Origin of the sequence: Alicyclobacillus vulcanalis (genome assembly GCF_900156755.1) — a bacterium.
GTDB lineage: Bacteria > Bacillota > Bacilli > Alicyclobacillales > Alicyclobacillaceae > Alicyclobacillus > Alicyclobacillus vulcanalis.
In genome coordinates, this window is record NZ_FTOO01000030.1 from 1 (window position 1) to 1,549 (window position 1,549).

1 protein-coding gene is annotated in these 1,549 nt (G+C 59.8%); it reads right to left on the reverse strand.

All coding sequences use genetic code 11. From position 1 onward, the window contains the following. Nucleotides 1-222 precede the first annotated feature (222 nt). Nucleotides 223-1,440 (reverse strand): IS256 family transposase, encoded by a 1,218-nt coding sequence (locus tag BW934_RS14645; RefSeq protein WP_076349327.1) that lies wholly within the window; start codon nucleotides 1,438-1,440, stop codon nucleotides 223-225. Between the last annotated feature and the right edge of the window lie 109 nt (nucleotides 1,441-1,549).

Below are 1,549 nucleotides of genomic sequence, written 5' to 3' on the forward strand. Positions count from 1 at the left end.
GGTAGTGTCCCGTCAAGAGGTGTAAATTCACCGTTTGTGTGTACTGTGTGACATCGGTCAGCTTTGTCCCGTTCGGGACGATATCGACCGTCTTCACACTCTGTCAAGGGACGCTTCGTTCGTCCTCCAGACGCCCTTGACATCGCGCTCGCCGGTCGATTCTAAGCCATTAGGGGATAAAGCCTTGGTCTGCGAGCATCCTCGCACGCCCCTTCCCACACGTTATTTTTGCAACATCGCCTCGGCTGCGAGGAACGGACGGTTGGGCTTCAGTTTCGCCATCGACTCCAGGCTGAAGTACCGTCGCGACACCAGCCACTCTTCGTGTTGCTCTTGCAGAATCGCTCCAGCCAGACGCAACACCGATGCTCGATTCGGGAAAATCCCCACGACGTCCATCCGCCGACGCATCTCTCGATTCAGCCGCTCGAGCGGGTTGGTCGAGCAGATTTGCCGCCAGTGTTCGCCCGGAAGCGCCATAAACGCCAAGACGTCCTCCTCCGCCTCTTCCAGAATGGCCATCGCCTTCGGAAACCGCCCCTGGAGTTCCGCGACCACTCGGCGAAGCTGCTCGCGGGCCGCTTCCTGCGCGGGCTGGGTGAAGATTGTCCGGAGGATCGACGCCACCATCGACTGCTCCTTCTTCGGCACCTGGCTCAACACGTTCCGGATCGTGTGCACTTTGCAGCGTTGCCACGTCGCGCCCGTCAGCACTTCCGAAATGGCTTGCCGCAAGCCCGCGTGCGCATCGCTCACCACCAGACGCACGCCCCGAAGTCCTCGCGCTTTCAGGCCACGCAGAAAGTCCGACCAGAACGCGCCGTCCTCGCTCGTTCCCACATCGAACCCGAGTACCTCGCGCTCCCCGGTGTCCGTGACCCCAATGGCGATGACCAGCGCCATGCTCTGCACGCGGCCACCCTCCCGCACCTTCGGGAACGTGGCATCCAGCCACACGTACGGATACTCCCGCTCGAGCGGCCGCTCCTTGAACTGGCGAACCTCTTCATCGATGAGCTGGCAGAGGCGAGATACCTCGCTTTTGCTGATGCCATCTAGGCCCAACGCTCGCACCAGGTCGTCGACCTTGCGGGTGCTCACGCCCTTCACGTACGCTTCCTGGATCACAGAAGCCAGCGCTTGCTCCGCTCGACGCCTAGGCTCCAGAATGGAAGGGAAGAAGCTGCCCTGACGGAGCTTTGGAATCTTCAAATCGACCGTCCCGAGGCGCGTGTCCCAGGCCCTTGAACGATAGCCGTTTCGTTGTGTGACGCGGCTCTCCGTCCGCTCGTAGCGCTCGGCGCCAATTTTCTCTGCCGCTTCTGCATCGATGAGGAACTGCGTCACGAGTTGCATCAATTCCCGTAAAAAATCGATCTGATCCACGTCTTGCATCTTGCGAATCCACTCGAGAACTGCGAAGCTATTGAGCGAAGCCATCGTTGCGTGCCTCCTACTTTTGGTGTTCGCCACACTTTAGTAGACACGCACGGTGGCTTCGTCGTCAATTGAGGACGACGGCTTTTACACCACTACTTGAGACTCTAAC